The organism is Paenarthrobacter sp. C1, assembly GCF_049315185.1.
In the GTDB taxonomy this organism is placed as follows: domain Bacteria; phylum Actinomycetota; class Actinomycetes; order Actinomycetales; family Micrococcaceae; genus Arthrobacter; species Arthrobacter nicotinovorans.
On sequence record NZ_CP186053.1, the window covers coordinates 367081 to 383846 of the forward strand.

The 16766-nt window shown below is 64.2% G+C and carries 16 protein-coding genes; 9 read left to right on the forward strand and 7 right to left on the reverse strand.

From position 1 onward, the window contains the following. Window positions 1-372: 372 nt before the first annotated feature. Entirely contained in the window at window positions 373-3522 is a 3150-nt protein-coding gene (locus tag ACNAOU_RS24635) for a hypothetical protein (protein WP_422759093.1), read from the reverse strand. Between the two features lie 175 nt (window positions 3523-3697). Here ACNAOU_RS24635 and ACNAOU_RS24640 point away from each other — a divergent pair, with 175 nt between their 5' ends. Continuing rightward, a complete protein-coding gene (locus ACNAOU_RS24640; protein WP_422759094.1) occupies window positions 3698-5497 on the forward strand; it encodes a serine/threonine-protein kinase in 1800 nt (599 codons plus the stop codon). Window positions 5498-5568: 71 nt separating this feature from the next. On the opposite strand, the gene ACNAOU_RS24645 is transcribed toward ACNAOU_RS24640, so the two are convergent. The 3 genes from ACNAOU_RS24645 to ACNAOU_RS24655 all read right to left on the reverse strand — a co-directional run bounded on the left by ACNAOU_RS24645 (window position 5569) and on the right by ACNAOU_RS24655 (window position 10001). After that, window positions 5569-6405, reverse strand: coding sequence for a hypothetical protein (locus ACNAOU_RS24645; protein WP_422759095.1), 837 nt, complete (start codon window positions 6403-6405; stop codon window positions 5569-5571). A 432-nt stretch (window positions 6406-6837) separates the two neighbouring features. Beyond that, window positions 6838-7923, reverse strand: coding sequence for a hypothetical protein (locus ACNAOU_RS24650; RefSeq protein ID WP_422759096.1), 1086 nt, complete (start codon window positions 7921-7923; stop codon window positions 6838-6840). Then, window positions 7920-10001: an AAA family ATPase gene (locus ACNAOU_RS24655; RefSeq protein ID WP_422759097.1), complete on the reverse strand. Its 2082-nt coding sequence runs from the start codon at window positions 9999-10001 to the stop codon at window positions 7920-7922. Before ACNAOU_RS24655 ends, ACNAOU_RS24650 begins: the two co-directional genes overlap by 4 nt. A gap of 115 nt (window positions 10002-10116) precedes the next feature. On the opposite strand from ACNAOU_RS24655, the gene ACNAOU_RS24660 reads away from it, so the two are divergent. The 6 genes from ACNAOU_RS24660 to ACNAOU_RS24685 all read left to right on the forward strand — a co-directional run bounded on the left by ACNAOU_RS24660 (window position 10117) and on the right by ACNAOU_RS24685 (window position 13374). Further along, the gene (locus ACNAOU_RS24660) at window positions 10117-10797 is read left to right on the forward strand and encodes a hypothetical protein (protein ID WP_422759098.1); all 681 of its coding nucleotides are present in this window, start codon (window positions 10117-10119) and stop codon (window positions 10795-10797) included. Window positions 10798-10827: 30 nt separating this feature from the next. Next, on the forward strand, window positions 10828-11313 hold the full coding sequence (locus ACNAOU_RS24665) for a hypothetical protein (RefSeq protein WP_422759099.1): 486 nt from the start codon (window positions 10828-10830) through the stop codon (window positions 11311-11313). A 67-nt stretch (window positions 11314-11380) separates the two neighbouring features. Then, window positions 11381-12046: a peptidyl-tRNA hydrolase gene (locus tag ACNAOU_RS24670; RefSeq protein ID WP_422759100.1), complete on the forward strand. Its 666-nt coding sequence runs from the start codon at window positions 11381-11383 to the stop codon at window positions 12044-12046. A 2-nt stretch (window positions 12047-12048) separates the two neighbouring features. Next, a complete protein-coding gene (locus ACNAOU_RS24675; RefSeq protein WP_422759101.1) occupies window positions 12049-12357 on the forward strand; it encodes a hypothetical protein in 309 nt (102 codons plus the stop codon). Between the two features lie 76 nt (window positions 12358-12433). Continuing rightward, window positions 12434-13222, forward strand: a complete 789-nt coding sequence (locus ACNAOU_RS24680) for a hypothetical protein (RefSeq protein WP_422759102.1) — start codon at window positions 12434-12436, stop codon at window positions 13220-13222. Then, window positions 13219-13374: a hypothetical protein gene (locus ACNAOU_RS24685; protein ID WP_422759103.1), complete on the forward strand. Its 156-nt coding sequence runs from the start codon at window positions 13219-13221 to the stop codon at window positions 13372-13374. The genes ACNAOU_RS24680 and ACNAOU_RS24685 overlap by 4 nt, the downstream gene beginning before the upstream one ends. A gap of 4 nt (window positions 13375-13378) precedes the next feature. Here ACNAOU_RS24685 and ACNAOU_RS24690 read toward each other — a convergent pair whose 3' ends face one another. Both ACNAOU_RS24690 and ACNAOU_RS24695 read right to left on the reverse strand, forming a co-directional pair. After that, complete coding sequence (locus tag ACNAOU_RS24690; protein WP_422759104.1) at window positions 13379-13705, reverse strand: hypothetical protein; 327 nt, start codon at window positions 13703-13705, stop codon at window positions 13379-13381. Between the two features lie 69 nt (window positions 13706-13774). Continuing rightward, entirely contained in the window at window positions 13775-14551 is a 777-nt protein-coding gene (locus ACNAOU_RS24695) for an MBL fold metallo-hydrolase (RefSeq protein ID WP_422759105.1), read from the reverse strand. A 312-nt stretch (window positions 14552-14863) separates the two neighbouring features. Here ACNAOU_RS24695 and ACNAOU_RS24700 point away from each other — a divergent pair, with 312 nt between their 5' ends. Together ACNAOU_RS24700 and ACNAOU_RS24705 are read left to right on the forward strand one after the other, a co-directional pair. Next, a complete protein-coding gene (locus ACNAOU_RS24700) occupies window positions 14864-15940 on the forward strand; it encodes a hypothetical protein (protein WP_422759106.1) in 1077 nt (358 codons plus the stop codon). A gap of 89 nt (window positions 15941-16029) precedes the next feature. Next, window positions 16030-16275 carry a hypothetical protein gene (locus ACNAOU_RS24705; protein ID WP_422759107.1) on the forward strand — a complete coding sequence of 82 codons (246 nt, stop codon included), beginning with the start codon at window positions 16030-16032 and terminating at the stop codon, window positions 16273-16275. Between the two features lie 76 nt (window positions 16276-16351). Here ACNAOU_RS24705 and ACNAOU_RS24710 read toward each other — a convergent pair whose 3' ends face one another. Then, on the reverse strand, window positions 16352-16702 hold the full coding sequence (locus ACNAOU_RS24710; RefSeq protein ID WP_422759108.1) for a hypothetical protein: 351 nt from the start codon (window positions 16700-16702) through the stop codon (window positions 16352-16354). Between the last annotated feature and the right edge of the window lie 64 nt (window positions 16703-16766).

Here is a 16766-nt window from a genome sequence, read left to right on the forward strand (position 1 = left end):
TGCGAATACCAAAAACCGCGCCACTGTTGGGAAGCAGGGCCGTTTTCCGGCACGACCGCCGGTAGTTCCACCGCTGTTCCCTGCTTTTTCGCGGTGGAGCGGTCCCTTTTCGTGAGAGACGGGCCTTTCTCCTCATGTGATAACCTGAGGAACGACATTGGCCTCTTAGAGACGATGGTTATCACATGGCTCCCGGACGGGGGCCATTTTGCTTTCTGAGGGCCTTTCGTCGATCGCTTCGTTTTCTTTTCCACGCGCCGGCCCGGACGTTCTTTTTGCCCTCCCGGGAAGATTGAAGGCGACGCCCGTCACGGCAGAACACAAAGCCCCGCCAAGAATGACGGGGCTTTGTGTCAGATGGTGCCGGTGGGGTTAGTCCTCGGTGCTTGGCTCTGGCAGGTCCTCAATGGACAGACCGCCGTCCAGGAGGCGGTCGACCTCGATGGGGACGCCGGTGATCCGGCCCTGGCGCCAGGGGGACAGGGGTGTCCCCCGGCCGTTCTTGAGCCGGGTGATGAACGGCGGCTGCAGGTTCTCATCCCACACGCTGGACCACGCCGCGGTGGGTCCCTGGCCGAACTGAATCAGTGACGGGTAGGCCTTCTGGGCCGCGCTGAAGGCGGTGTCCGAGGAGAACAGGACGACCTTGTGGTACTCCTGCGTGGCCCTGTTCTTGACCGTCACCACCGTGCCGATGTTCTTTCCCGAGGGGCGCAGGCTGCCGTCGCCGCCGCTGACGACCCAGCCGAGACGGCTGTTGACCATCGCTTCGGACTGCTCAGTGCCTTCGATCGGAGGCCGTGAGGGGTCGTCGCCGGAGATCACGTGCGCCTCACCGGAGGCCAGCAGCGCCGCCAGCGCCTTGACCAGGGAGATGCCCGGTGCGGCCTGCTGGTTCTCGGCGTGGGCGTTGGTGACCAGCTGGATGACGGACATGGACATCTCACCGTCGACGGCGAACTGTTCGATGAACTCGTCGTCCATGTCCAGCTCGCGGGCCAGGTTTTCCAGGATGAAGAAGGTGAGCATGACGTCGGCGGCCAGGGTGGAGGTCCGCTCCAGGGATCCGGACGCGGCGCCCATTTCCTTCATCAGTCCGCTCATCTGGTCCTTGAGCTGGATGCGGGCGATCTCCAGGGCGGACACGTACGCAGCCCAGCCGCCCGGGTGGGTCGTTGCGGCGTAGCGGATGTACTTGATCAGCTGCGAGGTGAACCGGGCCGGCGTCCCGTACTGGGAGGCGATGGTGTTCAGCGCGTCGGTGGGGGTGCGCTCCTGGTTCAGCTTGCCTTTGCCCACGTAGAGCGGGATGAGGCGTTCCTTGGCGGACGGAGTGCTGAGCTCGTTTTCGCCGGTCATGATGAGCTGGGTCATCGGCTTGTTCGACTTCTTCACCGTCATGTCGGCGTTCATGCGAAGCTTCGTGGCGTTGTTGAAGATGGCACGGGTAATGTCGGCCAGCTTCGCGTCTTCCTGCTCCGCCTGCCGGCGCACCGCGGACGGGGCCAGGTCATCGATCACCCAGATAGGGGTGCGGGCGACGGCGTTTTCCATGGCCGCGGCCGTGTCCTTCGCCGAGCCGGGCAGCTCCTCGTGCCAGTCACCGCGGTGCCGTGCCCAGAAACGCATCATGCATTCGGCGGTCCAGGACTTGCCTTTGCCCTTGGGACCCCACACGTAGACGGTGGCCTTGGGCCGGATCGGGATGGTCGGGCGCAACGCTGCGGCCAGGACGACCGTGGCGGTGGACAGGTCGGTCCAGGCCTTTGCATGGATGTAGGTGTCCATGATCTTGCGGAAGTTCTTCCGCACCTCGTCGCGGTATTCCTCGTCGTCGTAGTCGCCGGCGATGTTTTCTCCGACGCCGTACTTCTGGATGACATCGATCTCGCGGGCGCTGATGCCCGGCAGGACGTTGCTGGAAGCTTCGACGTCACCGACGATCTGGTCACCGATGAGGAACACCGGGTCGCCGTCCTGGACAGGCACCCAGCCCATCTGCATCCAGCGGGTCTTGAAGGCGACCTCGTCGGGGCGGTTGGCCTTGATGGCAGAGAGCCAGGATTCACCCTTGGCCCCGCGCGGCGGCCACTCCGGGTGCAGCAGCAGCTCGCGCGGCACGGCAGCCTTCTTCCGGTCCCATTCTTCCGGCTTGTACCCGAGGATGGTTTCCGGGCCGGTGACGGTGGCGGTGTAGTCACGGCCGTGCAGGTGCCAGGAAACCTCGATCTCAACCTGGGCGTCGTCGATGTCCTCGAACTTCACGTTCGGGTTGAAAATGCCGGTCTTCAGTTCCTGGTCGGTCGGCTGGCGCCGGGCTTCCATTGCCACGACGCGTCCGCCGATCTCGACACGCTTCTCCCACCGGTATTCGCCGATGGTGCCGCCGGCGCCGTTGTTGACCGCGACGCATTCCTCCACGAACTGGCCGCCCTTGCCGACCCGCCAGTTGCCGGGCTTGTCTTCGGCGTTCTTGGCCGGGGCGTCGGGCATGACGTCGTCGAGCTGGTTGATCAGGGCTGACCAGTTGCCGTGCTTGGCCAGGAAGTCATCCACGCCGGCCTTGGCCATCGCGCCGTTGTCTTCGGCGGTGACCTCCGGGTTCAGGTACAGGACCTCGGACATCTTGGACTTGTCCAGCAGCTGGGTGGAAAGCTTGTTCGCGGCGGCGTGCACGGCAGGGTTGACGGCGATGTCGGCGTCGAAAGCGATCCATCCGATGCGGTCCTTCAGGGTGATTTCGCGCCAGTCGACAGCGTTGCCCGAGGCGTTGTAGACCCCGCCGATGGACACAATCAGGACCCGCTCGTCCTGCGGGATCCGCTCAAGGAGCTCACGCAGCTTGGCGACAGGGTTGTCGACACCCTCCGAGCGCAGCTCCGAGTAGGTGATGCCGTTGTGGACCAGGTACGCGGAAAGTGCCGAGTCGCCTTTGAGCATTCCTTCGGCGAACATGACCACCGGGGTCGTATCGATCCAGTCCGTCGGGACGGCCGGGTGCAGGTCCAGCGGAGTGCCGATGTTGGAGACGAACTCGTACTTCAGCGGCTTGCCGGCGTCGTTGTTTTCCGGGAATTCGGGGCGGACCTGGTAGGTGTGCGGAACCGGGCGTTCGCCTTCGCGCTGGGCCTTCATGATGCCTGCCAGCGAGTACCACGGCATGAGCATGCCGTCCTTCCCGGGAGCAGAGAGGGTGCGCTTGAACCGCTTGCCCTGGCCGGAATTGCCGACGACCTGCATCTTGCGGGCCATCTGGTCGTAGTTGGTCTTGTCGATCCGGGCATAGCCGCGGGCGGCCGCGACCAGCGGGGCGACACCGGAGTCCGCGAGTTTCCAGGCGCCGGAGCCGGTGATGCTGGCGGCATAGTCGGCCGCCGTCCACGGCGGCAGGCCGGTGAAGTTGGGGTCCAGCACGTTCATGCCGGTGAGTTCAATGGCTGCGGGAACGGCAGCGGCTTCCACCGCGTCCTGTTCTTCCTTTGTGCCGGTGTCCTGGTCGGTTTGGTTTGCAATCTCTTCCATGGTGAACCCCTATGCGGGCCACCAGAGCACGGGTGTCAGCTTACGACGAAGCCAGCCCGGCATGATTGCCGGCCATCGGTCATGTTCATCATCTGTGGAAGAACGAACGCATATATTGGCTTTCGTGGCCGGCTATCACGCGGCTGGTTTGAATGCTGCGCGAAAGAAGGTGACCATGTCCGACATCCCCGATGGCACATATGGGAATGGACGCTACCAGCTCCTCCGACCTCTTGGTGCAGGCGGCATGGGGCAAGTTTTCCTTGCCAGGGACATTTGGCTTGACCGCCTCGTCGCCCTGAAAGTCCTTCGTCCCGAGGTGGTAGGGGACCGCGACCACGGGCGCCGGCTGGCTCAGGAAGCACGAGTCATGGGCAAGCTCCACCATGATGGCATCGTTACCATCTTTGATGTCTTCCCGGAGGGCGATGAGCTGTGTCTCGTGCTGGAGTACGTCGAAGGAACAAACCTTCGCAGGTACCTTAAAAGCGGTGCCTTCACAAGAGACTTCGGCATCCACCTGCTGCGCAGCCTGGCGCAGGCTCTCTCCTACCTGCATGATGAACACGGTGTCGTGCACAGGGACCTGAAGCCGGAGAACATCCTCATCGGCAAGGACGGGGGTATCAAAGTTGCCGATTTCGGGATTGCAAGGCGTTCCACTGACGAGCACCTGACGGCCACCGGCTACATTATCGGCACCAAGTCTTACATGGCCCCCGAGGTTCTGGCTGGTCAGCCCGCGACGTCAGCCTCCGACATCTGGGCTCTTGGTCTCGTAGTGCGGGAGTCATTTGCTGTGCTCGGGCAGGCTTCGAACCCATCGCTGGACCCAGTTGCGGTCGGGATCAACGACATGCTGTCCACTGATCCGGGAAGCCGCCCTACAGCCGCAGCGCTGCTGTCCCGCAATTTCAACATCAGGACGCCGCCCACTCCGGAGGTTCCGCCGGTGCATGTCCCTGGCGCGGCTACGAAGCTGGACGTCCGCGACAAGCCAATCCCCAAAACGGCAGTTATGCCACGCAGGCAGAGTGTCCTGGGCCGTCACAACATCACAGCACCTGTTCAATTTTGGAGCAGGGATGAACGGCGCCCAGGACAATGGAAACGCCTGCCGATCCCTGAAACTGAGCTTCCCCGGCATTCCCGACGGTCAACCTCCAGCCGCTACAACTATCTCGCTTTCGGAACTAAGGGAGAGCGGATGTACGCCGTCAACCCCGAGGGCACTCCTACGTTCCACTCAGTCTCCTATCGGCCCTTCATAGAAGGAATCCGGGCCCTGTCAGAGCGATACATTCTGCCCTGGTACGGTGCCATCAACACCTACGTCTACGAGTGGTCAGGAGCAGAAGGCGCTCCGGGCCGGAGACTCAAGAAGGTCCGGAGCATGAAGATTCCGGATCAGATCGAGCGTTCCATCGAGCGTGCAGGGTTCATCGGTACCAGCTGCTGGGTCATCGCGAGGGGTCACATATGGCTGTTGGGGCAGTCCCCGATCCTGGGCAATTTGCGGTCGGCAGTACCGCTTGAAGGGTTTTCATATCCACATCACGCCTCAGGATCCGGCGAGCACTTGCTCGTCAAAGCCCATTCGGATGTCTTTGCCATCCGGCGTGGGATGGCTCCGCGGTACGCGAACCTGCATGGGGATGGCTGGTACGCAGTTAAAGTGCCGGTGAGAGGTAGGCCGGAGAAGGTGATGGTGCATGACGGCTACGCGCTCATCTCCACCTACGACGGAGCTGTTTGGGGAGCAGACTTGGATAATGACCCGGAGGGCGGCAATGTGGAGCGTGTCGCGGACCTGTCAACGGTCGGGCTCTTCATCCCTGGAGGCTACATCACGGTGGATGGGCAGACGCACATGGTCAGTCCGCGTCGACCGACTGAACTCCGGACCAGTTACGACCTTCCGCCCGGGCGGTTGCTGCGCGCCGTTTCAAACGAACTGCTGATCATGCAGGAGTAACCGACCCCACAGCACTAAGAAGGGCGGCAACCTGTGTGGCTGCCGCCCTTCTTAGTCGGTCGCATCCGGCTTTAGAGGTCGTCCTCGGTGATCGCGAACTCCTCCTGTGCGACCAGGACCGCGTACTCCTTGATTTTGCGGACGTACGCCCGGGCCGTGGACCGGCTGACATCCAAGGCGTCGGCGATCTCATCGACAGTGGCGATCCTTGGTTCACGGTCACCGCTGTAGAGGCCCGAGAGCCACAGCTCGGCGGCCTTCCCCAGCCGCTCGTTGTAGGCAGTGGTGCGCTCCACGATCAGCTGGACGAACCGTGGACCCTCGACGGGGTGCAGGACGAACTCCGTGTCGATCGGCTCCGAGTAGTCATGGTCGGCGATGTCATCCTGGGCGCGGCTGACACGCAGGTCCTCGACAGTGGCGATGACACCCTGTTTGACCGGGTTGGAGCGCTTCTTCCACATCCTGGCGTTGTGGGTGTCCACGATCTCCTGGTCCGACGGTTCCCGGCCCATTTCGCGGCGGATCTCATCGCGTGTGGCGTCAAGGACACGCTTGCGCCGCAGCGCGGAGGTCATCTCCGCCATCGGCGCGCCTTCTTTGTCGATGTAGTCCCGGACGGCGGCGCGGGCCTGGACCCGCAGCATGCCCTCCCAGTTTTCGATCCGTTCGAGCAGCGCGTCGTCGGCCAGTTCCTCGGTCAGCATCTTCAGCGCGGTCATGGACACGATGGAGGCGAAGTCCTCCACGTGCTGGTCCGGTGCGTGTCCGAAGCGGCGGCACAAACCCCAGGCGATCTGCTTGAACAGGCCCATGCGGGCGCTCATGAACTCGTTGATGAGGTTGTCGCGGGTCCTGCCCGTGGCTTCGGCGATCCTGCGGATGGCGTCATGGGTGTTCTCAGACATGACTCCCCCCAACCGAGGCATGGGGGTCTCCAGCACTACCATGAGCGCTCCTTCTGGCGTAGGGAAACCCAGCTCCTCCCAGTGCGGAACGGGGTTCAAATGCATCGAGCCAGGCGGCGAATCTTCGGCCGCCTGCTCGCGGATCAAGGAGCCATCCTATGGTTACTTGCCGACGCTCAATCTTAGCGTCAGTGACCGACAAAATCTTGTCGATAACGCCGTCTGCGCGGGTCCTTCCCCAGCCTTGCTGTGCCAGCAGCAGCTGACGCAATGAAAGCTTCATCAGGGGACGGGCTTGCGAGCCGGCAGCATCAGCCAGGACGTCACCGGGGGTGACCATTCCGTCGTGAATCAGCATCAGCCATTGGGCCCTGTAGACGGCGGCATTGCGGCGTGCAGCGTTCGCAGTTTCAAGGGTCGGCGCAGGAGGCGTCATGCCGCCCGGCTCCCTTCGTAGACGGTGTCGCTGGTGAAGCCTTCGGGCGCGAGAAGGGTGCTGCGGGCCGCCGCGGACGGGCTCACCGACAGGGCTGCCCGGGCGCGCGGCAGGGAGAGTCGGTCCTTAGGATAGACCTCGCGGTAGGCCTCGACGATGTCGGCGATTTCCGCGCGCGGGTGCCGGCGGGCGATCTCGCGGATCTTCGGTCCGATGTGCGGGTCACCCAGGCGGCGGCGGATCTGCGTCTCGGCGTCCCGGCGCATGTGCTTGGTCATGTATTTGAGCGGATCCACCTTCACGAAGCATTCCGGCTCCAGGCACAGCTCGATGAGACGGAACATGGCCGAGGGCTTGCCCTTCTCCCGCTCCCCTGCGTCCTCGCCCAGAATCTCCCCGTACATCATGGCGTCCACGATCTGCTCCAGACCGAGCTCATCAAGCATCGGCTCGACCACTCCGGTGCTGAGTCCGATCTCGTAGCAGACGAACGAGTGGGCCTGGAAGACGGTCGTGCGCAGCTTCGGTTCCAGATCGGTGAGCACGTCCCAGTGCGCCGCCTCCCCGGCCTTGACCAGGGAGTTCAGGTAGGCGGTGTTCCGGGGCTTGAGGCCGGAGCCGACGAACACCGGCTCGGCAAGGGACGGCAGGGTGGTGACGGTGGCTACGGGGGCTTCACCGAGGCGGCGGACCAGCTTGGACTGGCCTGCCCTGGCGTGTCCCATGCCGCGGGTGTGGTAGCTGACCGGGACGGCTTCGTCGGAGACGATGACGACGGGAGGACCGTCCCAGGCGTTCCGGACCGGCATCAGCATCCGCTCCCCCGTGCCGTGAGCCTTGTCTTTGCGGCCGACGTCGATGAGCGGGTGCTCCCAGCTCCAGACCGGAAGGGTCACAATGCCGGCCCGCTCGGGCAAGTCCCCGGCTTCGAGGATCGCCTTGGCTGCCTGGCCGTGCATGATCCGTTCGAGCCGTGAGCACAGCACCTCCAGCGACGGGTGCTTGCGGCCGCACTCTTCGACCGCGCGGGCCGCGTCCGCCATCAGGGCGGCGGCGGTTTCGGAGGTGAGGTTCAGGCTCACGCGGCCCTCTTTCCCATCAGACGGGCGAACATGCCCTGCTTCCTGACTGCTTCAGGCCTGTATTCGGACGCTTCGCGGAACGCCTCGTTGCCCGTGATCCGCAGCAGCGCCTTGGACATCACAGCGCGCAGCTGGGGGTTGTTCGAATTGATCCGCCCGGCATTCATGTCGTGCTTGACGTTGATGTCCGCCTCGACGGCGCCGAGGAAGGTCCCCAGGTTGCGGAAGTAGTTGACGGCCTTGGCTGCCATTTCAACCTGCTCCGGGTGGACCTGGTTGATGAGGACCATCAGCCGGGACGTCGGGACGCCCTCGTTGATGAACTTCCGGAGCCGGTTGTTCAGGTTGTTCACCCCGACGGTGGACATGTCGGCGACGCCGATGCCCCATGCGTCATGGACCAGGGCCGGCAGGAGCAGCATGTTGACCACACCGGTCCGGTCCGAGGACTCGACGATCTGGGTGTCCATGATGACCAGGTCCGCGTTGCGGCGGGCGAAGTGGATGACGTCCCGGTAGAGCGCGTCGGTGACCACGGAGGGGTCGTTGATGTCATCCGGCGGGGCGCCGATAAACGCGAACTTGATCTCGCCCAGGTGTTCTTCGCGGTTGGCGTTGATGGTCGCCGGGGTGAGGATGGCGTCCTTGATGCTGCCGATCGCCGCGTCGTACATGGTGGGAAGGTTGGTGCGGTTCAGGCGCAGGTAGGTGCGCAGGTCGCCCTGGCCGGAGTTGCCGTCGATCAGGACGACGCGCAGGCCGGCTTCGGCCGCGACGTGGGCCAGCTGCAGCGACGTGGTGGACTTGCCGACCCCGCCCTTGCCCGAGTAGTTGATGACGAATGCGCCCAGCCCGGCGGCGGAACGGCCGGTGCCGATCAGCTTGGAGGCTTCGAAGTCGTCGAAGATGCCGGTGGAGTCGTGGGTCGGCGCCACGGGCGTCTGGACACCATGCCATGCCGGGGTCCCGGCGGGGGCCTGCACGAAGGGCTGCTGTGCCTGAGGTGCACCGTGGCCGAAGTAGTTCTCGGCGGGGACCGGCTCGCTGACCTGGACGGGAACAACCGGAAGCTCGGGGGTGTCCCAGTCGCCGAATTCCTCGGCCGGGGGCGCCATCACGGTCGGCTGGTGCGGCGGGGCATCCCAGTCGTTCACGATCGGCGGGGCGGCCATCACGACCGGAGCAGGTGCAGGTGCAGGTGCAGGTGCTGCCGACGGAGCCGGTGCGGACCAGGCCTGCTGCTGGACCTGCTGGGCGGCGCGTGCAGCGCGTCGGGAACCGGGCTGCTCAGGGGCCTGAACCGCGGCCGGCGCAGCGGGGGTGTCCCACTCGTCCTGGACCGGGGCGGGAGCCACGATGGCAGGCGCTGCGGGAGATGCCACAGGAGCCGGTGCCGCCACCGGTGCTGCGACAGGTTCAAAGGAGACCGGGGCCGCCGCCGGGGTGTCCCACTCATCCTGGACGGGAACGGGCGCCGCGGCCGGGGCAGTCTCGACTGCGTCGGACGCCGGGGATTCCCAGTCATCGAAAGCCGGAGCTGCGGGTGCTGCGGGGGCGGGAGCCGCGAACGGGTCCTCCTCCACGGGAACAGTGACGGCGGCCTGGGCGGGAGGAGCTACGGACTCTTCTTCGAAGAAGTCGATGCCAGGCAGCTCAATGCCGACCGGTTCGTCGACGGCGGGTGCCGGCGGGAAGGACTGCAGTCCCTCCGGGCCGTCCAGCGGGGCCAGCCCGACGGATGCCAGGATGGCGTTCACGGTTGTCGGCAGGTGGATCTCCGCGACAGTGTCGGGGAAGGCAACAGCCTCACCATCGCCACGGACAACGGCGACCTTTACCGGGGTTTTGGCCTGGAGGTGTCCGACCCACGCGCGCAGCCCCGGGGCGGGGACATCGGCGACGATGATCGGGAATGCGCCGGCGGTCTTCGACTCGGCAATGATGGAGGTGGCGGCAGCCCGGAAGTCAGGGCCGGTCACCACTTGCAGGCCGCACTGCGTCAGGGTTTCGGCGAGGGCCGGCAGTTCGATCAGCCCGATGCGGCCACGGGTGGTTACTGCGCTGTCTGATGTGTTCACAAACAGCTCTATGCGTCAACTCGGCCGACGGGGCGCAAATATGGACTACGGCAGTTTTTTACAAGTACATTTGACTATCGTGCGCAAAATGTCCGAGCCCCCGGGGAATAAAATTATGAGCCAACTAGACAGCGGGTGGGTCGCCCGGTGGGTCGTTGCGCTCTGCGAACCCCTGCTTGAGACCGAGGCGCGCGTCGAGATCGAAAAGGAAATGGTCGAGCTCGTCACCCGGCATCCCCACTGGTTTGCCGCCTGGCTCTCCGGTTACCTCTCGGACATCGTCCGCTCCCTGGATCCCGAGGACCCGTGGCGGAACCTTTCCGTAATTGACGACCAGGCGGTCCATCCGGACCGCAGCCCGTTCGGCACCTGGGTTGATGCCAGCGACATTGTGCACGTCTCCATAGAGGACATCCGGGCCGACCTGGGCCTGGCCGCGCTCGAGAAGCCTGTCGGGGAAACGGCCGCCAAACTGCTGGCCGTTGCCGCCGACGGTTGGGACGCGACACTGACCTGGTGCGAAGCCAACCTGGTCACCGCGGCGACGCTCTCACCTGCCGAGGGTGCAGCCTTCTTCAAGACAGCCTCTTCGGCCCTCCGCTGGGCGATCCACCGCCGCCGGCTCTTCCAGGGCCTGGAGGACCCGTTCGTGCAGGTCTCCGGCGTCGCCTGGATCCAGCGCGCGGACAAGATGACCAGCGGCGAGCCGTGGGACGAAGCCCGGGCCGCCCGCCACCTGGAAGCAAACAGGGTCCAGCCGGGAACGTACCGGCAGTTCAACCCCAGCGCGGAGTAGGACTCTTCCGGTGCCGCACACATGCGGTTCATGCGATCTCTTCCGGAAGCAGTCATCGTCTCGTTCAGCGGCACTCTCGTCGATACGTCCCTGATCAACCACCTCGTCGCCAGCCACCATCCGTCGTGCGACGCCCCCTCGGCAGACCGCTACCTCCTTGAGGCGGTGATGTGCCCTCCGGTGCGGCAGATGGCCCAGTTGCTGAACGTGGAGCGGAACATCGGCCGGGCTGTTCTTCTGGTCAGCGCTGACCGCGACCACTACCACCCGCACATCCAGTCCTGGCTGGACCTGAACGGCATGACCGTGGACGGGATCCATCTTCGGCGCGTGAGCGATCACCGTCCCGATGCCCTTACCAAGGCCGAAATCGTGGCCGGGCTGCAGGATCAGTACAACATCGTCCACGCCTACGACGACCGGTCCGATGTGGCCCGCGCCTATCATCGTCTCGGCATCGACACCACGCTGGCCGGCGGCCAGGCAGGAGATGCGCCGGGCCTGGCTGCCGCCTAGCGGTGAGCCCGGACCCTCCTTCCGCACACATGAGCGCAGACCCCTCCCCCACGGATCAGGAACACCAATGATCGCCACCTCCAGCCTCGTGCAGCCGATCGTGCTGCTCGTGGACAAGAACGACCCTGCCAGCCACCGGGACAGCATCCTCGCAGCGGCGGTCGCCAGCGTTGACGCCTACGCCGGTACGTTGTCCTCGCTGCGCGACGAAGCGTGGACGCAATGGCTCTCCGGCCGGTTCACCAAGTCGGTTCGCCGCGCCGACCTGAAGACCTTCACCAAGCTGGCCGCCGACGAAGATAACAAAAGTGAGAGCTTAATCTCCATCGGCAAGGCCAAGGCCCTCGCGTATGCCCCAGCCTTCTACGAGGACATGCCCAAGTCGCTGATGAGACTGCAGGTCTCCGGAACCGACCTGCCCGACGAGCCGGCGACGGTACCGTCCAGGAAACGCAGCGGAGATCCGGTCATCGTCCTGAACGGCGCCCTCGGGATGTCGACAGGCAAAGCCGCCGCACAGGCAGCCCACGCGTTGTTTGCCTGGCAGTTGAACCGCGGACACGATGATGCCGAGCTCGCCTCCCTCCAGCTGCTCTCCACCGACCTGGTCATTGCTACCGAGGAGGAGTTCACCGGCCTGCAAACCATCGCCGCCGGTCCGCTGATCGTCGACGCGGGCCTGACCGAAATCGCTCCCAACACCGCCACGGCGTTCGTCATCGAAAGGCCCTGAGCGTGCAGTTCAAGGACCGGATCCTCGAAGGCCACCGCTTCCGCCGCCAAGTGATCACGCAGATGGGGCGTCCGGGTCAGCCGGCCCCGGAGCGGCTGTACGGGAAAGGAATGTTCGTCCAGCATTACGCCCTGGACCGGCTCTCACCCAAAGCCCTCTGCGGCGGCTCCGTCATGCTCGTCTCGGACCAGCCGTTCGCCACTAGGACCCGTCTGCAGTGCCCGCTCTGCGTCTCTGTGGTCGCCCGTGCCATGGTCCGCATCGCCGCAGAGCAGGCAACCTTCCTGAACAAGAACCAGCCCCACCGCTGACCCTTTCCGGCCCAATCGAGCGGTCAGGGGCGGCTAATCGGTGACACGGTGCCCGATGTCCGTACACATAGCCGGCATGACGACCACGCTCTTTGCCAGCGTCCCGCTCAAGGACATGGACCCCTCTGCCCTGACAATGGCCATTTTCGCCGAGATCAAGGACATGCCCTCCATCGACGGGGTCAAGGTCTCGACAGCGATCTCGGCCGCTTCGTTCTTCCACCTGAACCAGACCCGGGCCAACCGCAAGGGTTTTTCCAGGACCTCCTACATCGAGCATCCGCTGAGGAACGCGCTTCGCGTGCTGCGGTGGGGTGTGGCCTCCGAAGCCATCCTCATCTCCGTCATTCTGCACGACACTGTGGAGGACTGCCTGGACAGGATTTTGGCGACCTTCGTCCCGGGCTGCCATGCCGGAATCGGTGAGGCAGCGCAGCGGGAGCTGGCCTTCGAGTGGATCGCCCGGGAGTTCGGAGAGGAAGCCTCCGGCCTCGTCAGGTCATTGACCAACCCGGTGTCCATGGGGACACAACTCACCAAGGCGCAGAAGCGCGAGAAGTATGCCGCGGACGTCGCCGGCAAGATTCGGGGCAACGCCTCCGCCTTCATCGGCAAGTTCACCGACTTCATGGATAACGCCGGCGGCCTGCACCACAACGCAGTCGGCGGGAATGAACGAATGGTCGCCCACCTGGCCGCCAAGTATCACCCGGTGGTGGCCATCTTCCAGGACGAGCTCGCCGCGAACTACGAAGCGATTCGCGTGCTGGTCTCCGACGCAGGCATGGCCGAAATCGAACTCAAGCTCTCCCTGCTGTCGGACCGCCTGGGTGCCTTGGCCGGATTTGCCGGGGCGACGGCATGAACACGGGACCAGGGCCCGTTGGGTCGGGCACCATGGTCGGTGTGGACGGCTCCGCTGCCGTGACCGACCTGACCCTCATGGACCGGCTCGTCATTGCCCGGCTTCAGGACGTCGAGGACCACCCGGACCTGGTCCTCGACGAGGCGGCCTGACGGCTCAGGCGTAGGCAGGTATCCTGCCGCGTTCGGCTTTCATCTGGGCGCAGCAGCCGTGCTCTGTTGCCCCGGCCTCGAACACCATCAGTGCAGGAACGGCGCCGGCCGGTCGGGCTTCCGGCGCGGCCGGCTCCGGTTCATCGGCTACCGCAAGTTTGCCGCATTCTGGGCACAGAGTTTCTAGCCACACGGTCCAGCCGGACTGCTTGGCGAGCCGGATCGCGACGGACTGAGGGTGCGGATATTCGATGGTGGTGCTGGCCGGGCATCCGGCGCTGTCGTGGCCGTCGCACTCGATAGTGGTTACAGCTGTGGCAAGGAAAGGCACTTTTTGACTTTCGAAAGGGGTGGCACCTGGGCGTGGTGCCGGTGTCAGGAAAGAGAGGGGTGCTGAAGTTTAAGAGCTTCGCAGGGACGCCAGTGCGTCTTTGAGCGACATCTGCAGCGCCGGGCCGTGGCCGGGCAGGATGATGGACGCGTCAACGTCATCAAGGGTGTGGGTAGCAGCCAGGGCCTCGTCGGCGTCTGTATGGTACATCCGGTCAAGCATCTGCGGACCGGTGTGACGGCTGAGCGAATGCCCGGTGATGAGGGCGTCACCGGTGACGACCGCGTCCGCATCCTGAAGGAGGAGGACGGCGTGCCCGGGGGTATGACCGGGAACATTGATTGCCTTGGGACGTCCGGGCAGGGCTTCCAGGCGCTCGGCTGTCCAGGCTTCGGCTGACGGCACAGGGTTCGGGGACAGGGCCCCTGCAGAGATGGCGTGCTTGAGCCAGGAGAAAACCCCCGGGCGCCATGCATTGAGAACGCAGGTTGCCAGGGTGACTTGGTGCTTCTCTTTGCCCTGCACGTGGGCGAGCTCTTCGGGGCTGGTCAGGACAGGGGTCCCGAATGCCTCAACGAACCGAGACGCCGAACCCAGGTGGTCGACGTGCCCATGCGTGATGAGCACTGCTTTGGCATCGCCGGGCTTGAGGCCGACGTGCCAGATGGAGTCCAGGACGGCAGATACGTCCTCCGGGTAGCCGCTGTCGATGAGAATGTAGCCCTTGTCATCGCTGACGATGATCCAGTTGGATGCAGGGCCTTCGACGAAGAAAACACCGGGGGCCGGTTCGCTGACGCGCGACGGGTCGAACGGCTTCGCGGGACGCGCTGAAATGGGTGACAAAAGGCTGTACTCCTGAGGTGGATCAGATGTGATTCGTACAGCCTGCCGGGCGTCCGCCAGTCGGGCTTAGGATGCAAACTCTATCCATCAAGATTGGCTCAAGGCAAATCGGGAGTTCGCTGGGAGTGACGCCCAGGAATCAAGTCACATGACAGGGAAGAATGTGTTTCATGACACATGTGACAAACTCTGTTGAAGGGTGACAAAATGTCCGAGTCCCATAGTGGGACTCGCCCTATTGGGGGGTACTTGGGGGGCTACGAGAGTTGGGGGCAGAATTTCTGCCGCCACAAAGTTTTATGGGGCTCAGACATGAACGCAGGCAGCGAAACACGCAGCAACACGGAGAACCGTTGGGTGCTGGTTGATTTCCTCAACAGCGATCAACCGGGGCTCCTGAGTATCGGAGCGGTCAACTACTCCGGGGCCAGCGTCCGGAAAAACCTTGATGTGGTCGGACGCGAGCTGCTCGTGGACAGAATCCGTCTCGTAGCTGAAACCGGCCAGGAAACAGATGCAGTCGTCAACCTACGCGGCATCGACTACCGCGTCCTGACGATGCCTTTGCGAGGCCCGGCCACAAACACCATTCTTGCAGTCACTGCGATCTACACGAGGGCCGAGGACGAACTGCCTGAACGGCCGCCGATCGGCGTCCTGGAGTGGAAGATTTCCTTCGACGGCCACATCGAAACGTCTTGGAACGACGACCTGTTCCGGATCTACGAGATCGAGCGGACCGGTAACTCCAACAGCCCTACCGGGGACATGAACCAGTGGGTCAGCGAGCTCATCTCCCCGGAGGACCGGACCCGGATGAAGGTGACCATCGACGCCGCCATCCGGTCGGGAAACGCCCAGCGGTATCTTGTCCCCTACAAGGTGATTACCCGGTCGGACACGGACAACCCCGGTGTCAAGAACCTGGAGGTGTCCGGCCGGGTTCTTCCCGACGAGACCTTCGAGGGTAAGTGGCTGCGCGCCATTACGCGTGAGGTGCAGGAGATCACCCCGTCCCCGATCACGCCGGGCTTTGGTGACTTCCAGTCCAGCAGTCTCCTGCGGGCGGTTTTCGATCTGGCTTCGGACCAGGTTCTGATGGCCGTCGACACGAGCTGCTGGCAGACGTTCATGACGTCCCCCACGTGGCACAAGTTCGGCATCCGGACACCGCGGTTCGGCTACCTGCCACATGTCGTCCACCCCGATGACTACCGTGCTTTCAGGGAAATTGTTGAGGAATCACGGCCGGCCACCGCTGCGATCGTACGTTTGCAGCACGCCGACGGCAGCTACAACCCCTATAACGTGGCTGCCAGCAGCGCCCCGGACGATAACGGCACCACCGGCAGGTACTCGGTCGTCAGGATGTCGCCGGCACCGGTGTGACAGCGGCGGGGAAGGAACGCAGCTGCTCCGCACACATGTGAGGCATCGGGCCCGGATACGCCTGGCCGACGACCACGCAGGAGCTGTCCGTGAACCTTTACGTCTACTTCCCCGGCGACACCCTTCTGGTGATCGCGATTGCCGCCTTCATCATCGGCAGCGGACTGCTGCTGGCTGTTTTCCTCGGCGCCGGCGCCAAGCGTCAGGACCGGGGTCTTACCGCGATCCTGCAGCAAGTTGCCGCTGCCCCTGCCGCGCCGCTGCGTGAAACCTACATCGCTGACATCGTTGATGGCCCGTCCACGCCGCTGGCACCTCTGGCCGTGACCCGCTGACCTGAGCCACTGCCGAACAGACACAAAGAGCCGGTGCGGACCAACCGCACCGGCTCTTCTGCTGCACCCGGACAGTTCAGTGCACGCCGGACATCCCGGCTCCGATCATCACAAACAAGAACGCCATCACGCCCAGCGCCGAGAGGATAGTGGAGAGCCATCCCAGGACTTTGCCGGCGGTCGCCGGGTGGCCCATCCGTTCAGCTTTGCTCGCATTGATGATGGCCAGCGGACCGAAGACGAATCCAAGGATGAACAGTCCAACGATGCCGAAGATCAAGGCAGTCTCCCCGGCCTTCTTGGCTTCAAGGGTTTCGGGTGAGTAGCCAGTAGCGTGCACCGGCGGGTAGGCCGAGGTGTTGTACGGCTGCTGGGGTTCGCTGTACGGCTGCTGGTAATGGTTCGGGTCGTATCCTGGCTGGCTCATCGTGCCTTTCGGTCTGATCGTGCTGTCACCGTAAACCATGCGTAGACCGGGCTGGCAGCGGTGC

Excerpts from the sequence above, each read along its gene's own strand:
- ACNAOU_RS24710 (WP_422759108.1), bottom strand. The coding sequence starts at position 16,702 with ATGAGCCAGCCAGGATACGACCCGAACCATTACCAGCAGCCGTACAGC.
- ACNAOU_RS24645 (WP_422759095.1), bottom strand. The coding sequence starts at position 6,405 with ATGTCTGAGAACACCCATGACGCCATCCGCAGGATCGCCGAAGCCACG.
- ACNAOU_RS24665 (WP_422759099.1), top strand. The coding sequence starts at position 10,828 with ATGCGATCTCTTCCGGAAGCAGTCATCGTCTCGTTCAGCGGCACTCTC.
- ACNAOU_RS24700 (WP_422759106.1), top strand. The coding sequence starts at position 14,864 with ATGAACGCAGGCAGCGAAACACGCAGCAACACGGAGAACCGTTGGGTG.
- ACNAOU_RS24635 (WP_422759093.1), bottom strand. The coding sequence starts at position 3,522 with ATGGAAGAGATTGCAAACCAAACCGACCAGGACACCGGCACAAAGGAA.
- ACNAOU_RS24670 (WP_422759100.1), top strand. The coding sequence starts at position 11,381 with ATGATCGCCACCTCCAGCCTCGTGCAGCCGATCGTGCTGCTCGTGGAC.
- ACNAOU_RS24685 (WP_422759103.1), top strand. The coding sequence starts at position 13,219 with ATGAACACGGGACCAGGGCCCGTTGGGTCGGGCACCATGGTCGGTGTG.
- ACNAOU_RS24680 (WP_422759102.1), top strand. The coding sequence starts at position 12,434 with ATGACGACCACGCTCTTTGCCAGCGTCCCGCTCAAGGACATGGACCCC.
- ACNAOU_RS24640 (WP_422759094.1), top strand. The coding sequence starts at position 3,698 with ATGTCCGACATCCCCGATGGCACATATGGGAATGGACGCTACCAGCTC.
- ACNAOU_RS24660 (WP_422759098.1), top strand. The coding sequence starts at position 10,117 with ATGAGCCAACTAGACAGCGGGTGGGTCGCCCGGTGGGTCGTTGCGCTC.